This window comes from Desulfuribacillus stibiiarsenatis (assembly GCF_001742305.1).
Lineage (GTDB): Bacteria > Bacillota > Bacilli > Desulfuribacillales > Desulfuribacillaceae > Desulfuribacillus_A > Desulfuribacillus_A stibiiarsenatis.
This window is the reverse complement of the sequence record NZ_MJAT01000001.1, coordinates 24,489-39,534: the sequence shown is the minus strand read 5'-3', so window position 1 is coordinate 39,534 and position 15,046 is coordinate 24,489. Positions and strand designations below refer to the sequence as shown.

The following is a 15,046-nucleotide window of genomic DNA, read 5'->3' as shown; positions in this document are numbered from 1 at the left end:
ATCTTATACTAGTGTTCTTATATGCTTCACATAACACAATTATACCTTAACCCAACCTTGTTTGATGGCTTGTATAACTGCTTGTGTACGATCGCGGACTTGCATCTTTTGGAAGATGTTGCTGACATGGTTTTTCACTGTTTTCTCGCTGATGAACAACGCTTCACTGACATCGCGATTGGACATTCCGCGAGCCATTAAGGTAAGGATCTCTTGCTCACGATGAGTCAATAGATCTTCCCAGTCTCTGCCTTGCAGTACATCATCTGTACGAGAGAATTCTTGGTTATATTCAGCTTCTTCGCTCAAACGAGCAAATTCCTTAAGGACTTTCGAAGTAACTCGCGGATGGATAAATGACCCTCCGTTTGCCACATGTGTAATCGCATCCAGTAATACGCGACCCTCTACATCTTTTAATAAATATCCAGATGCTCCTGCTCGAATCGTTTCAAAGATATACGATTCGTCGTCATGAATCGATAAAATAATGATTTTCACTTCAGGGAATTGTTCTTTAATTTTTTTTGTTGCTTCTACGCCTGTAACCTTAGGCATGTTAATGTCCATCAACACGACTTCCGGTTGGATACTCATTACTTCACGAATCGCTTGCTCCCCATCAGCGGCTTGACCGACTACCTCTATTTTTTCTTCTAGTTCAAAGATTCTGACAAGCCCTTCACGAAATAGGACATGATCATCTGCAATGTATAAACGAATCATCTATATCTCCTCCTTCTATTCTACTCTACCGGGTGGATTGGTATCTGAAAGTATACTTTCGTACCTTTTCCAACGTCTGTATCATATTCCATCGTACCCTGCAACAAATCGATACGTTCTCGCATGCCGATTATCCCGAAGCTATCTGTTCCAGCTCTTAAAGCTTCTTCTACTTTAAAACCCATTCCATCATCGGCAATAATCATCGCCAGCTTGTCCTTTCGGAACTCAATTTTCAAATTCACATTCTTAGCATACGCATGTTTTGCTGTGTTATTTAGACATTCTTGAATCAATCGGAATGCAGCTATGACTACCGCAGACTCAAGTTTCTCTTCTTTTCCATAGACTTTCATATCCGTAGCGACGCCGTTTCTCTCCTCAAACTGTATGAGGTATTTGCGCAAGGTCGGAATGAGTCCTAAGTCATCTAGCGCCATCGGGCGCAAGTCAAATATGATTTTGCGGACTTCTGCCAAGCTACTTCGTACCGCATCCTTCAATTCATGCAATTCTTTCCGTGCTTGCTCTATATCACGATCTAGCAGTCGCTCACAAATTTCTGAACGTAGTACCACATTAGCTAAAAGCTGCGCAGGCCCATCATGGATTTCACGCGCAACACGTTTTCTCTCTTCTTCCTGTGATTGAATGACTCGAATTCCCATCATCTGCTTCTGTTGAGCCGTTTCTAAGAAATCACTGATGTTCGCTAAATCTCCAGTTAAATAGCCGAGGACTGCACCGACTTGCGTGATAAACGTTTCAGCTTTGGAAACGGTGTCTCCAAGATTCTTCAGACGAATTTGTAACTCATCGCGTCGCAAACGCAAGCGCTGTTCTTTCTCACGAGATAGCATGAGTTCAATTTGATGGTTATTCGCGTCTTCATACGCTCGCTTAATATCTTCCTCAGAATAATTGCGGAAATTCTTACTCACATGAGCTAAATGATTGCGCGACTTACGGTATACCCGCTCCAGTTCATCGACTTTATCTACAAGTTCACATGCCTCTTGATGCACTTGAGTAAGCTCTTGTTTCAGTTTTAACATTTCTTTTTGAGCACCTTCAGCAATTTCATAAATCTGATTCTTGCTTTCTTCGATGGCACCCATAGTTTTTTTAATGACTGTATCAATCATTTTCAAATTAATCTCGGTTGCTTGATTCTCTTTTTCTTTCTTTTTCTTTTCTACCACGGAATCACGAACCTTTCCATCGCGTTACTGTATACTATACCACATCAACTGGGTAAAATCCTTCCTCAGCCTGTCCTATATCAGAAAAATAAGTACTGATTCTAAATATCTACCAATATATAGTTTGTAGGTATTTTGACCTATACATATTAGCTTACCGTAAGTTTCATACAATCATTCATCTTCTAGCCTATAGCAATAACCTTATTTTTATCGTTACGTTGATTCGTTTTTGTCAAAGAATAGTCAAAGAATATCCCAACTCACCATAGAGGTAAATTGTTTTCTTTTAAATATAATTCCTTATAATGAATCAATTGGCGGAAGATGCGATCATCTTCGCCCCATACCTCTTCGATAATTTTCACACAGCGTCGTAAGTCATTGCGTGTTAAATGCGGGTAGTCCATAAGGCCGTATTTCCCATTTGGCAGATACGCATACCAGAGATCATTATTCTCCTTGACCCAGTCCATGTTCGTATCATGTACAGCTTGGCGAATCCTAGACGCAATATCCAAGATCTGTGCGCGCCTTTCCTCCGCAACGGTAAATTCATTCTCCAACGTTGCAAGATGATAGAGTAGTAAAAACTCCATCTCCGCCACTAAATGATTCAGCGAAACATGTGTAGGTTCATGGGAAGTGGTCGGATGAAAATAATCCTGCACTAGTAGACCACTATTCTCAGTCTCAAAAGAATATTCAACGGCGTACGCAAGTAAGAAGTCTAGATAGCGATTGACTGCTTCGAGGGCTTTCTCTGTACCGTATTGTTGATACATTTCTAAAAGGAAGACTGCTGCATCCGTAGAAAATCTAGTATCGTAAAAACCTGCGTCAATTCCATAATCTTTAAATAACCAGTTAGAACGAGGTGATGTTATCCAGAATCCACCCTCATTTTGCTGTGCTATGTTGTGATACATACTTAATACCATCATTGTCTCTAAATAAGAACTGATTGCATACTCCGACCCACGCTCTTCTAATTGTTCGTGAATCGAGCGAATAAATCGTTGTCCTATATGTTCTGCTGGAACTCTCCAGAACGACCTTGGCTGATATGGTTCATAAGAACTAGGAACTTCATAGTAAATCCCATCCCAACGAAATTTACGAAAACGGTCAAGGTCTGCTACTCGAATATCAATCAAAGAGCTTGGCAGATTCGAATCTTGAACTTCCGCCTCTCCAATACTGGCAATTTCCGTCACTAGTATGTCGCTAGATACCATACCCCAATGCTCTGTATGGAAGTTTTCATCACCCTCTGCATAAATCGGGAGTGGTGCATTCCAAACCCGTTTTCCATCTTCTAAAATAAGCCAGTTTATAGGTGATCTCTCGTAATGTTCTACGAACACATGATGTGGAAGGGTTGAAAATATATCCACAAGACCAATACGTACACGCTCTGTATATACGGCAGCTTTAGGCAATTCAACCCGCACCTGAGAATTCGTAAAAACACTAGCAGAAGCCACATTGTCTATGACGCGCCATTTACTTGCAGCGTTATTAATCACTTGGTCATAATGAATATAATACATATCGACGGTTTCGTCGTTATTTCTCATATGGTCAATTGTCTCATGGACTTGCCAGGTAAGATTCAATTCTTGCGATAGTTCTTCTATACCTCGTATTTCCGTTGAGGTAGTTTTTTGTGCTGAAATAAAATATGTAACATCTCCATTACTCGTATGGCGCAAATGCACATCCATCTTAACGATTATATCTTTTTCTTGAAACAACGGATTGCCATTGACAATCGAGATTGGGTAACGGTATGAAGTCATCAGTTGTTCTTCCGAAACTGTTACTGAATCAGCAACTATACGGTATTTCGAGTCCGAAGGTAGTGCCAATCGAAAAACGAATTTGCCTTGTAGCGATTGTGGCAATTGCCAAAGAACCGCTCGTTCGGATTCCACCTCTAGTTCTATGGTATCCTTTACTTCAATCTCCTTTACAATTGGTTCTTGAATCAATTGTTCTTCATTTTGAGCGAAAAAATCTGTTATGTATATTGCAATACCAAGAATAGCAACAATACTTATAACTGCAATGATTAAGGCATTATTTGATTGAAATGAGTTGCTATTAACATCTTTCACTCTTCTGTTCCTCCACGATTTTTGTTCTCTGGTTGGTGTTTTTCAGTATTACATCATCTATATTTTTATCTATAATTTTATCTATATTATTCTCTCACAACTCCTTAGAAAAATAAAGAAAACTTAGAGGTAGTATTAGTTCGCCAGTGAGATAAATGAATTTCTAAATTGCATAGTATAGAAAAAAACGAACAAATAGCAAAAAGGAGAGCATGCGCTCTCCTTTGATAATGCAGTAACCTTAGTATACGATTGGTATTACTCTGTTGCGTGGTTTTGGTCGGCTTGTTGAGATTTAGGGAAGACCTGTACGAAACGTCCTTCGCATTCTTCAAGAATTTCTTCAATTTCTCTAGCTTCTTCCTCTTGGCCGCTCTTAATCAATACTTCCTTGTATGTGGATAAAAGCTGTTCCACATCACGTACGCCTTTTTCATCTAGCTTCGATAATGCAACCTTAGCACCGCGTGCAATTCTCGCTTGGATTGCCGCTTCATCAAGACCCATTTCTGGATTTAACTTAATGTAAACGACTCCACCCGTCATACCAGAGCAAATCCATGGACCTGGATCGCCCATAACAATCGCACGACCATTCGTCATGTATTCAAAGGCAAATCCTTTAATATTTGCACGACTACCAATGACACCAAGGCTATCGTCAATTTTCTTAGAGATTTGACCAGCGATTACGACATCAGCACCAGATAAACGAATGCCAGCACGCGAATCTGCATCCCCTTGCACAATGAACAGTCCTGATTGCGCCCCATAAGCGAAACCTTTCCCTACAGATCCACCGACGCGCTTTCCGAACTTGTTCTTACCTTTAAGGATAATGACTTTCCCACCGAACGCCATTTTACCAACACCATCTTGGGCTCCACCCTCTGTGAAAATAGATACTTTATTCTGATTGAACGCCGCAACACCATTTCCAAGGATTGTACCATTGGCGAAGTTCAGCTCTGTACCTTCAAGGTTTTTGAAACGGTTATCGTAGTTCCCTCTAGCGATTGCTCCTGCTAAGCGGGTTCCAATGCAACGCTCCTCACTAGGAATTAATCCATAGTTCATGACGACACTTGTTTCTCCATTGAGTGCTGATTGCGTCACTTGCTTCGCAATTTTCTTCGTAAGCTCATTCAGTAATGTTGTGCTCTTGTACCAATTAACAGACACGTTTTGAAGAAGTTCACCACGCGCTTTATCAATAGTATATGGCTTCAAGAATTCCGAAGTATCGATGCAATCAAGTTCACGAGTCTGTGTTAATAAGTCGCAACGACCGACTAAATCCTTGACATTTTTAAATCCTAAGCGAGCTGTAAGCTCTTTCACTTCCATACCTAGGTACTCAAATAATGTACATAACCCTGATACAGCCTCGTTGTAATCTCTTGGTTGGAAATGCTTTAACCCTTTGCGTTGTGCTTCTTCGACAGTTTCGATTTGGGTCGTGATCCCTACATGGCAAGTCCCTTTATGACAACCGCGGCAGCTAGTGCAACCGACTGCTACCATTGCCATCGTACCAAACCCTGCACGGTCAGCCCCAAGCAGCATCATCTTAATGACGTCTACACCGCTTTTCAGACCACCATCAGCCCAAATCTCAACACGCTGGCGAAGGCCTGCATCTAAGAGTGCATCATGGGCGTATTTCACACCAATCTCCGTTGGTAATCCAACATGACGAAGGGCATGGGCACGCGCAGCACCTGTACCACCATCATAACCACTGACTTTAATGATATCTGCTCCCGCTTTCGCTATACCTACAGCAATCGTTCCAATGTTCGGAACAACAGGAACCTTGATAATTACTTTTGCTTCGTTATTGGCAACTTTTACTTCTTCGATAATTTGTGCTAAATCTTCAATCGAATAGATGTCATGGTTATTCGACGGTGAAATTAAGTCAACGCCAGGTGTAGCGTTACGCGCAATCGCAACCTTTTCCGATACCTTCGAACCAGGTAGATGTCCACCTTCCCCAGGCTTAGCACCCTGTCCTATCTTAATCTCTATTAAATCAGAGGAATTCATCAAGTTAATATTCACACCGAAACGACCAGAAGCGATTTGCTTTCCACGAGTCTTACGGTATTTCCCTAACATATCAGGGATTTCTCCACCTTCACCGTTTAAAGAAATCATATCTAGACGGTCAGCAGCCTCTGCATACGCACGGAACGCAATTTCGTTCTGCGAACCAAAGGACATAGAACTGATGACAAACGGAAGACGATGCTTACCCACACTGATATCAATACTATCCGTAGAAACTTCGCCATCATGTTTGATTTTTAAATCCCAAGTGTGGCGAACGCTAATTGGATGATTGATTTCCAGCTCTTTTAACTTCTCAAGGTAAGCACTATAAGAACCTTCGCCGCGAGCCGCCTGAGCAGCAACTTTCCAGATCTTTGGATAATAGCGGCTTGTCTTCGCAAGTTTCGGCTTATCTTGTGCTTGGAATGCAGCACAACGCGCTTCCATGTCTTTTTCTAATTCTGACCAGCCTAAACCGGCTTTCTCAGAACCAGCAAAGTTACGAATATCTAAATATCTTACGATTTCTGGTTTTAGACCCACACTGGAGAATAGGCGTGCATATCCACGCAATTCATGGATTCCCAAGGTAGAGATAACCTTCTCAATCCCTTTTTGCAAACCGTTATATAAATTTCGAATCGATTTTCTCGGTTCTTCTAAGCCTACGAACTCTAATAACAGGTATGGGTTAATTGCATCAGCGCCAAGTCCCATTGCCATCATGAAGTCATGAAGGTTACGGATTCCACCAGAGCGCAAAATGATACTACATTTTCTACGTAGGTTGACACCTTCAGAGTCGAAGTGTCGCTTTAATTGAATATCTACTGCAGATACAATCACTAGTGGATCAATCCACTTTTTATTATTTTTAAAGGCTTCGCAATCATCAAAGATTAACAGCTCTGCACCATTCTCAACAGCTTCCACTGCCTCTTGACGGATTCTGCGCATACCATCACGCATCGACTCTTGTCCTGAGTAGGTAGAGGAAATGACCTTCGCTTTATCATTGGGAAACTCCAAGATTAAATCCTCAATCATATACGTGCTAAGCTTTTCTGCAATTTGGCGATACTGTTCCCGTTCAATTGGATGTCCTTTACGTTCGCCGCCTAATAGGATTGGAGTACGAATTTCAATACGCTTGAAGTCGGACGATACTTGGTTATTGAGTATTGGGCGTTGTCCAAGAATGACACGAGTGGAGAAATGCTCCATCTCACGCTCACGGTCAATGGCAGGGTTCGTAACGACAGCAACGCTTTCTTTCATATAGTCAGAAAGGTTTTGCTTCTCACGGGACAAAGCAGCCAGTGGACCGTCAAAGCCCATCGAACGAACGGCTTCTGTACCTGTCAATTGCATTTGATTCGCGAGCTCAATGTCGTCAACATCCCAACCAAACGCTTCCATAAGCTTCTGGCTATCGGAGTGGTCTGCGAACTCAATCGAACGACTACTTAAGGCTTGAACAATTTGCTCATCCGTTTCTAAATAGTTTCTTTCCGCAGCGAAATTCACATATCTATGATACTCGTCGAAATTACATTTTTCACGTGCTAAATCATACACTTTTTGTTGGAAATCGTGGTAGCGATATAGATTTACGCCAGTTGCTTGAAGGCTCGCGTCTTCATATTGAATTTCAATCGCTACCTTCTCACCAGGTGCTAATGGTGCTGGTTCACTAACAACACTTTCTAATGGAATAACACCTTGTTCAGAGCTGAAGAAGTACGCATCTTCCGCATCAATATACCACAGTGGACGCAGACCTAATGCGTCTACCGCAAATACACATTGATTGCGATGTCTTGATACGATACCTGCAGGTCCTTGAGCAAACGGCCCTAGGATTTGACGGTAGTAAGAATATAAGCTTTGTAACTTTGGTGAAAACCTCTTAATTTCATAGGCAATTGGCGGAAATACCAATTCCATCGCTTCGAAAAGAGAGATGTCAGTTGTATTAATTAAAGCCTCTATCGTACGGTTTAAATCTTGTGAGTCACTTGCATCTTGAATCAACGGAATGCCAAGCATTTTCGCTTCTTGACGCAAACGGCTAATCGTATTTAATTCACCATTGTGTCCTAAAAGGGAAAAAGGCTGTACTCTTTCAAACGTTGATAACGTATTGGTAGAGTAACGGTTATGCCCAATCGTTACAGCACTGGCGAAATCAGGATTTTTAAGATCTGGGTAATATTCCGGTAAAACACTTGCTGCTCCCATAACTTTATAAATGACAGAATAACGACTCATGGAAGCTACATGCGTAGGTGTAAGGTTTTCAATTCGTACCATTAAGTCAAACAACAGCTTGTCCATTTCATAGGCTGACATGCCTGCCTTACGAATCTGACAACCGAGTTGCCAAAACTCCGGCTCTTCCATTCTTGCCATAGGCCCTAGGGCTTCTGGAACGACGTTACCAATCATGTCGACATACACCTTGATTCCTGCGTCATAAAGGAAGGTGCGGATTTGGTTCTTCACCCAGTCACCGTGTTCTCCTAATGATTTAGGGATTAAAATGTGCGCTACAAAAAAAGCTTCATGATTCGCAATCTTTGGATCACGTTCATTTGCCTCTAAGAAGTTCGACCATATTTTACGAGGAATATCTGTTAGTATCCCACAACCGTCACCTTCGCCATCAATAAATCCAGCACGGTGCTCCATTTTGATCAAGGATTCAATGGTACGGTCAATATTATGGCGTTTCGGTTGACCATCCTTCTCTACTGTTGCGAAAATTCCACAACTATCATGCTCTTTAGCCATTAAGAAATTCCTCCCCATTCGATTCAGAAAACACCGCATAAGTGCAAAAAAATTAGCTAACGGAATATACCTGTCATCTGATAAATATGCATTCTTTTTACATGAATAGTTATTAATTATACATCCATCACGCGATAAAAACAATAGTGAATGCTAGTGATTTCTACAGGAATTACAAGGTACATGCAGGAATAGTGCAATCATATGTCGAACTATTTATGAACCTATGTGCATTGAATTCAAATGACTGAATTGTAGATTGAAATGAATGCAATATACAGAAGTAGTAACACCATGAGGGAGTAATTTTATGGCAGAGAAGAAATCTGTTTTTTATACAAGTATCCTATCGTTTCTGATAATTTTCTCAGTACTCGCAATTAGCCTAATGGGATATATCTTATGGCAGGCATTGCAAACTGAGTTGGTATCACAACAGACTGTAACAAATGTAGCGCCATCTGTGGAAGAACAGGCGGACGCCGATGTAGAGAATATAGCTGGAGAAAACCCAAGCTTACTAGAAAATAACGAACTTGCCATTGATCAAGTACCAAAAAATAGCGCCTATGATACTGGTGCGGAAACACATTTTAGCCATCCTATATTAGACCAATTGCATGCACTCTTAAGTGAAATTTCATTTGTGGTTTTGACGTATCACCATATTGACCCGAACGTAGTTAACAATCCAGTGTCAATTACTCCTAAGCATTTTCAAGAACAGTTGATTGCCTTGGAAAAGAGCCCCTATGCGCCAATCACTTATGAGCAACTCACGCAATTTATTAAGGTAGCCAATGAAATGCGCCATTTACTGTCTTCGATTCCTGAAAACCAATCCTATCAATTATCGACGCAACAGGATTTATGGGCCAATGATAGTCTTTCGTTTCTAAAAACCTTGCCAAAGCAAGGCTACCACATTACTTTCGACGATGGTTATCAGAGCGACTTCACTTATGCTTACCCTGCGTTAAAGGATAAGCGGATCCCAGCAACCTTCTTTATTATCGTTGGATACACGAAACGCGCGAAAGAACCTACACCAGAGAAACTCGCTTTTCCTCATGCAAGCTGGGAAGAATATCGCACCATTAACCGTCACCCGTTATTTCAAGTGCAGTCTCACACCTTTGATACACACTCTTACGAGTTAGGCGTGAACAACAAGCGAATTAGCGCCTTGGCAGGACGTGTTTATCGCCGCGAATTGGGTCGTATCGAAACGGAAAAAGAATACCTAGACCGTATCTACCATGATGTATCGCTTGGAAAAACATATCTAGAAAATCAACTCAAACCTCATCGTGCCAATGGGTTATCGTATCCTTTTGGTGTGTACAACATGAATGTTATCCGTATGGCAGAAAAGGCCGGAGTCGAATATATGTTTACAAACCAAGCAACACTTGTAACTCGTGCAACGGTACAACAAGAGATCCCAAGAGTCAACGTGGGAGACCCAACAATTGATGCTACGAAAATGATGAATATGATAGATTCGTTATTTCAAACTCAACATGACGATAAAAAACCCTAAAAGCAATCACTTTTAGGGTTTAATTATTATATTTGGAGTTAACATCTGTAAATAAGATTTGGAATTAAGATTTTAAACTAACCTTTTAAATTCTGCTTGTCTAAACTTTGCTTCGTGTCTGCGTATTTCACCAAATCTTCAATAAAATGAATAATTGGCTGACGTCTTGTATTCAGGATATTGATGCTTTCGGCACCAATCGCTGTGATTACGAATAATACTCCGAGTACCGTAAAGGCTACCCACACTTCTGCTTGCGAGAATATAATCGCCGTAAGACTAAAGAAGATACTAATTCCATAAATAATCAGTACAGTCGTACGATGCGACCAACCCTTTTTCAATAGACAGTGATGAAGGTGGTTCTTATCTGCAATACTAATCGGTTGCTTCGATAAATATCTACGTAATATCGCAAAAAGTGTATCGGCAATCGGCACACCAAGAATTAAAATTGGAATAATAAATGATACCAACGTTACATGCTTAAATCCAAGAATGGAGAAAATCGCTAGGTTATAACCTAAGAATAAGGCCCCTGTATCACCCATAAAAATCTTCGCTGGAAAGAAGTTATAGCGTAAGAATCCAAGGGTACTACCTAATAACAGTAGCGCCATAAATGCAACGACTGTGTTCCCCATAGCAAATCCGATAATCGTTACCGTTGCCAAGGCAATCGATGCAACGCCCGCTGCTAGACCGTCTAACCCATCAATGAGGTTCAGCGCGTTCGTAACCCCGATAATCCATAACAACGTAAACGGAATACTAAACCATCCAAATTCAAATGTTCCTTCAAACGGCAAGGTGATAAATTGAACCTTAATCCCTGCATACATGACAACGCCCGCAGCAATAATCTGTCCTAGGAACTTATATTTCGCAGAAATCTGGTAGCGATCATCAATCAATCCAATGATTATGATAATCGTGCCACCCAGTAAAAATCCGTAAAACTGTGTAGTATTTAGTAGCACACTATTAATATTTATAATATTAAATTTAAGTTCAAATGCTAATGTCACCATGAAAGCGATATAAACCGCTAAACCACCCATACGAGGCATGATTTTTGTATGCACTTTTCTTGGATCCGGCTGATCGACTGCGCCTACTAAAATCGCTAGCTTTTTCACAAGCGGCGTAGCTATTAACGCAATACTAATAGCCATCAAAAACAGGCCCGCATAAGCAAAAAGTGTATTCATCCAGTAATTCCTTCCCCGTTTTGTCTCTATTTTTTTCTAATGATAAGTCTTTATCTATCGTTATTTGCTTAACTATACTATCATTCTCTTAATCATATGTTGACGTCTTGTTTACATTCCATACTATCATAACACGTTTTTTGTAAAAAACTAGTACTATTTTTTGGCCTTCCAAACAGCAATCATGAACTTTGGTAGCAATAACATTCTTCGCCATCGAGATGGCTGTTGAATCAAGCGGTATAGCCATTCGATCCTTAGTTTCTGCCATAACATAGGTGCACGGTTAACGGTTCCAGATATCACATCGAAGCTCCCACCTACACCGATTGCCAATGGCACATTCAACAATTCTTTGTATTTAGAAATCCAAAACTCTTGATTCGGTGCGCCTAATGCGACAAACAAAATGGATGGTTTCTTTTCCATAATTTCATCACAGATTTTCTCTTCATCACCAGGCCCGAAATACCCATGATGATACCCTGCTATCGTTAGTTTTGGCCATTTTTTTTGAACATTTACTACTGCTCTCTCAATCACTGCAGGCTTGGCGCCAACGAAATATACGGAGTACCCGTCCCTTTCGCACAAATCGAATAATCGCAGTGTAACATCATAGCCAGTAACTCTCTCCTGTGCAGGGAATTCGGTGTATTGTGTTGCCCAGACAACCCCAGTACCATCGCAAGTGATTAGCTGCGCTTTTTTAATAATGTTACGAAATTCCTGATTCTCTTGAGCCATCATCACAATCTCTGGATTGGCAGTGACCATGTGATGTGGTTGCCCTGATTCAATCATCGTTTGGCAATACTGTACAGTCTCTTCCAATGTCATTGTAGAGAATGGAATCCCCAGGATATCGACCGTTGGAACTGCCGGTGCAATGGCTGATGAATTGGTCCGATCCATTATCGTGACCCCTCCACTCCTGCTTTTTTATTGCTTTGATTGCTCTGATTTTTAGTACTTTGATTATCTGCTGTATCTTTATCTGATAGTTCCTCTTGAAGAGGTGCAGGTTTTGTCTTCATTTTTTTGAATTCAGTTAGTGTAGTACGAATACGTTCACGCTCTTGCTTCGTGATATCTACATACCATATGCCATCGTTGCCAATATAGCTACGGCTTTCTAGCGCAAACGATTGAATCGCATCTCCACGCACTCCGAAGAACTTACGGATTAATAACTCCATCTTTGTCGGATAGATATCCGTCTTTACACCGCTAGTAACCTTCTCAATAAATGGTATAACACGAGTCACAGATGTGAATTCTGTGGCTTTCTCCGCAATCGCTCGAATGAACTCCTGTTGTCTACGCATGCGGCCATAGTCTGCTTCTGCATCCGCTCTAAACCTTACATAGTCCAACGCATTTTTCCCATCGAGTAGCTGATAGCCTTTTTTTAAATTGATATTCGTACCATCTGTCGGATCATAATATCGCATATTCTTAGGCACATCTATATTAATGCCACCAAGGACATCGATAGCTTCCCGAAAACCTTCAAAGTCTATCGTCATGTAATGATCAATTTTTATAGATAGGAAATTCTCAATCGTTTCCTTCACGAGTGGCACATCACCATAAGCCATCGCATGATTTAATTTCGTATTCCCATACTTCGGGATATTGACATACGTATCACGTGGCAATGACAATAGCATGACTTCTTCTAAATGCGGATTGACCGTTGCCAAAATTACAGTATCTGAGCGAGCACCTCGCTCACCTTCTCGCGAGTCCACTCCTAATAACAATATGGTAAAAGAGTCTAAATTCTTCTTCGCATCTTTCGCTGCTTGTTCTGGTGTTTCTGTAGAACCTGGCAGAGGTTTATAACTGTCTTTCATAAATCCCTTTAGCACACTCACGCCCAATACAGCACTTACTACAATCGTAACCGCAATCACTGTAATTACAATGAGGGCAGTCCTTGTTTTTTTATGCATACGCTTTCTCGTCATCTCAGTTGTTTCCCCTCATTCATTGATGTTAAAACTAAGTCTTCATTATCATTGCGGATTACACAATTCTACATCATATTTAAAGCCTATACTATTTTATCGAAATTTAGAATATCTTGCAATGCGCTTTTCAAACTTTCTTTCTATTGATATACTATATACGTATTTGCTATCAGACAAGTTTCACTACGGAGGCGCACGCATGCCACGAATTCTAATATCCGGTTATTACGGTTTTAACAATACTGGGGACGATACCGTTCTTGACGGAATTATTACAGCTTTACAGCAAGGCTATTCCGAAGAATCGTCTTTAGAACTAGCTGTATTGTCGAATCAGCCTGAGTTAACTGCTAAACTTTTTGGCATTCAAGCCTATAACCGATGGTCTTTATCAGAAATCTACGAACAACTAAAAAAGTCCGACCTACTAATTATGGGTGGTGGCAGCCTTCTACAGGATGTCACAAGCCCGCGTAGTGTTATATATTATCTTGGCATTGCTTGGCTTGCAAAAAAGATGGGCAAGCCGATTGTTTTTTATGCCCAAGGAATTGGGCCTATTACCCATTCTGTCAGTAAGCACCTGATGAAACATGTGGCCAATAAAGTCGATATCATTACCGTAAGGGATTACAAGTCACTATTGGAACTTCAAGGCATGGGCATCCACAATCCGCCGATGTACCTAACGACGGACCCTGCTTTAGCTATTAATCCGAGTCACATTGACTTAACAATCGGGAAACGTATCTTTGAAAAATACGGGCTTCACTCGACAGAACGTATTGCCGGAATTTCGATTCGCGTCTGGCGTAAGGAGCGAGCATATCTTGACAGCCTTGCAGCCGCTGCGGATTCCCTTGTTACCCAAGGTTGGAAAGTTGTATTCATCCCTATGCACCATCCGATGGATATAGCTCCGTCCCAAGAAATCATAAGGAAAATGAAACATTACCAGGATGCTATCCTTATTGACGAGAAGAACATGAACTTTCGCGATGTCGTTAGTATGATTGGTAATGTACAATATATGATTGGAATGCGGCTTCACGCGCTCATCCTTGCTGGTATTCTAGGAATCCCATTTACTGCTTTATCGTATGATCCGAAGATTGACCGCTTTGTGGAAAGCGTTGGCTACCCAATGCCAGATCACGTAGAGACAATCACAACAGAGAAGTTATTAGATGATGTCTCATCAAAAATCAACCACCTTGAAGCACAGCGAAATTTCCTTGTCGAGCAAGTGCAAAAGCTTAAGCCTTCCGCCCAGGAAAGTGCAAGACTAGCCCTCAATATATTAAGGGACAAAAACAAGCCTTTCAGTTCCAATAACAGCAGATAACAACATGCATTAAAAAGAATAGAAAAAGTGATACTTAGAGAAAAGGTTCCCTCCTCTAAATATCACTTTTATTTT

Annotated in this window: 9 protein-coding genes; 2 read left to right on the top strand and 7 right to left on the bottom strand. The window is 41.0% G+C overall.

Annotated features, from left to right (window positions below; genetic code table 11):
• Nucleotides 1-39: 39 nt before the first annotated feature.
• The 4 genes from BHU72_RS00120 to BHU72_RS00105 form a co-directional block, all read right to left on the bottom strand.
• On the bottom strand, nucleotides 40-726 hold the full coding sequence (locus BHU72_RS00120; protein WP_069700595.1) for a response regulator transcription factor: 687 nt from the start codon (nucleotides 724-726) through the stop codon (nucleotides 40-42).
• Nucleotides 727-746: 20 nt separating this feature from the next.
• Nucleotides 747-1,928, bottom strand: coding sequence for a sensor histidine kinase (locus tag BHU72_RS00115; RefSeq protein WP_301553451.1), 1,182 nt, complete (start codon nucleotides 1,926-1,928; stop codon nucleotides 747-749).
• 263 nt (nucleotides 1,929-2,191) lie between these two features.
• A complete protein-coding gene (locus BHU72_RS00110; protein ID WP_069700594.1) occupies nucleotides 2,192-4,048 on the bottom strand; it encodes a hypothetical protein in 1,857 nt (618 codons plus the stop codon).
• 258 nt (nucleotides 4,049-4,306) lie between these two features.
• A complete protein-coding gene (locus tag BHU72_RS00105) occupies nucleotides 4,307-8,896 on the bottom strand; it encodes a glutamate synthase-related protein (RefSeq protein ID WP_245671816.1) in 4,590 nt (1,529 codons plus the stop codon).
• A gap of 310 nt (nucleotides 8,897-9,206) precedes the next feature.
• Here BHU72_RS00105 and BHU72_RS00100 point away from each other — a divergent pair, with 310 nt between their 5' ends.
• Nucleotides 9,207-10,439, top strand: coding sequence for a polysaccharide deacetylase family protein (locus BHU72_RS00100; RefSeq protein WP_069700592.1), 1,233 nt, complete (start codon nucleotides 9,207-9,209; stop codon nucleotides 10,437-10,439).
• 77 nt (nucleotides 10,440-10,516) lie between these two features.
• Here the strand turns inward: BHU72_RS00100 and BHU72_RS00095 are convergent, their stop codons facing one another.
• The 3 genes from BHU72_RS00095 to BHU72_RS00085 all read right to left on the bottom strand — a co-directional run bounded on the left by BHU72_RS00095 (nucleotide 10,517) and on the right by BHU72_RS00085 (nucleotide 13,623).
• Nucleotides 10,517-11,650 (bottom strand): glycosyltransferase family 4 protein, encoded by a 1,134-nt coding sequence (locus BHU72_RS00095; protein WP_069700591.1) that lies wholly within the window; start codon nucleotides 11,648-11,650, stop codon nucleotides 10,517-10,519.
• 156 nt (nucleotides 11,651-11,806) lie between these two features.
• Nucleotides 11,807-12,565, bottom strand: a complete 759-nt coding sequence (locus tag BHU72_RS00090) for a WecB/TagA/CpsF family glycosyltransferase (protein WP_069700590.1) — start codon at nucleotides 12,563-12,565, stop codon at nucleotides 11,807-11,809.
• Nucleotides 12,565-13,623: an LCP family protein gene (locus tag BHU72_RS00085; RefSeq protein ID WP_069700589.1), complete on the bottom strand. Its 1,059-nt coding sequence runs from the start codon at nucleotides 13,621-13,623 to the stop codon at nucleotides 12,565-12,567. Before BHU72_RS00085 ends, BHU72_RS00090 begins: the two co-directional genes overlap by 1 nt.
• Nucleotides 13,624-13,825: 202 nt before the next feature.
• Between BHU72_RS00085 and csaB the strand changes: the two genes are divergently transcribed.
• A complete protein-coding gene (csaB, locus tag BHU72_RS00080) occupies nucleotides 13,826-14,971 on the top strand; it encodes a polysaccharide pyruvyl transferase CsaB (RefSeq protein WP_069700588.1) in 1,146 nt (381 codons plus the stop codon).
• The last annotated feature ends 75 nt before the right edge of the window (nucleotides 14,972-15,046 follow it).

What these genes read in the sequence shown, in the direction of transcription:
- BHU72_RS00120 (WP_069700595.1), bottom strand. Translation starts at nt 726, where the DNA reads ATGATTCGTTTATACATTGCAGATGATCATGTCCTATTTCGTGAAGGG.
- BHU72_RS00105 (WP_245671816.1), bottom strand. Translation starts at nt 8,896, where the DNA reads ATGGCTAAAGAGCATGATAGTTGTGGAATTTTCGCAACAGTAGAGAAG.
- BHU72_RS00100 (WP_069700592.1), top strand. Translation starts at nt 9,207, where the DNA reads ATGGCAGAGAAGAAATCTGTTTTTTATACAAGTATCCTATCGTTTCTG.
- BHU72_RS00095 (WP_069700591.1), bottom strand. Translation starts at nt 11,650, where the DNA reads ATGAATACACTTTTTGCTTATGCGGGCCTGTTTTTGATGGCTATTAGT.
- BHU72_RS00090 (WP_069700590.1), bottom strand. Translation starts at nt 12,565, where the DNA reads ATGGATCGGACCAATTCATCAGCCATTGCACCGGCAGTTCCAACGGTC.
- BHU72_RS00085 (WP_069700589.1), bottom strand. Translation starts at nt 13,623, where the DNA reads ATGACGAGAAAGCGTATGCATAAAAAAACAAGGACTGCCCTCATTGTA.
- csaB (WP_069700588.1), top strand. Translation starts at nt 13,826, where the DNA reads ATGCCACGAATTCTAATATCCGGTTATTACGGTTTTAACAATACTGGG.